This window comes from Flavobacterium bomense, from assembly GCF_003970355.1.
The window spans coordinates 1-1,257 of the sequence record NZ_RYDJ01000149.1 but is presented as its reverse complement, the minus strand read 5'-3'; the positions used below and the strand labels follow the sequence as shown (position 1 = coordinate 1,257).

2 protein-coding genes are annotated in these 1,257 nt (G+C 33.3%); both read right to left on the bottom strand.

The features are described from left to right. Positions 1–283: 283 nt before the first annotated feature. Complete coding sequence (locus EKL98_RS16300) at positions 284–715, bottom strand: RrF2 family transcriptional regulator (RefSeq protein ID WP_126563177.1); 432 nt, start codon at positions 713–715, stop codon at positions 284–286. A gap of 24 nt (positions 716–739) precedes the next feature. Then, the coding region (locus EKL98_RS17700) for a radical SAM protein (protein ID WP_158618344.1) at positions 740–1,257 on the bottom strand (518 nt) is incomplete at its 5' end.

Below are 1,257 nucleotides of genomic sequence, written 5' to 3'. Positions count from 1 at the left end.
GAGTTGGCAAAAGGAGCGGTTCGAGCAGTATTTTCAACCCCATGGCAATTTCTCAATTAATCTTAATTGTGGCAATCTACCTCCGGGATATTCTGAATTAGGATATTCCTCACTCTATTTTTCAAGATTTTTATTTAATAATAAACCAACCGCTATCATCAGTTTGAACCTTTGTTAATTTCTTTTTTTTTTCGATGAAATTATCGTCGGTTAAAATTTTTTAGATCATTTTATTTAGGCTTTTTCTTGCTTTATTTCTTTCGTAAACATAAGATTGTAACTGTCACTTCAAAAATGATTCCCCCAAAGAAATGTCTATAGCCAGTTCTTCAAGATTTGTATAGTTGAGCATATCGACTATTTCGCTTCTTATTTCTTTGAATTTTTCGTGAACTGAGCAATGATGAATTTCTGCGCATTTACCCAATCCCAAACCACAGCAAGTGAAAATGGAATCCCCATCAATGGCGATTACAATTTGCGAAAGCTTGATATGATTCATAATCTCTTTTGGGATTTCAAAACCACCGCCTATTCCTTGAACGGAATGAACAAGATTATTTTTGGCTAAAATTTGGAGAATTTTGGCCGTAAAGGACTTGGGAGAATCAATCTTCTCGGAAATATTCTTAACGGTAACCCTTTTGTTATGAAAGGATTGTGTGGCTATGAAAATACAAGCTCTAATCGCGTATTCGCAGGTTTTTGAAAACATTTTATTAAATATTAGAAATTAGTTTTATTCTCTTAAAACAACCTTTATAGTTGGTGTGGAAAGTTTTTCGCAATCAATTTTATTATTGGACCGTTCTAGTTTTGAAAGTGTTTCCACATTGTTTTTGAAATATTGGATGTAATAATTGCCTGAATAGTTCTTGTTTTGCAAAAACTGAATCATAGTTTCCAAATCGTCCTCTAAAAGTAATTCAGAATGGTAGGTGGTTCTGACTTCACAAGGGATTTTGGCTTGTAAAATGAGGTCTAATGTTTTTTCAAAAGGATCATATAAATCCGATTGTGTTATCGCTTCAAATTTCGATTTGGGGGCTTTATAATCTAATGCGATGTAGTCAATAAGGTCTTTGTTTATGAGTTTTTGCATTACTTCGGGCGAACTGCCATTGGTGTCAATTTTGACTAAAAAGCCCATTTTTTTAACTTCGGAAATCAGCGGAATGATATTTTTATGCATCACACATTCGCCTCCACTGAAAACAACAGCGTCTAATAAATTCTTTCTTGAATATAAAAATGAAA

Bases quoted from the DNA above. Each gene is read 5' to 3' on its own strand.
- EKL98_RS16300 (WP_126563177.1), bottom strand. From the start codon at position 715: ATGTTTTCAAAAACCTGCGAATACGCGATTAGAGCTTGTATTTTCATA.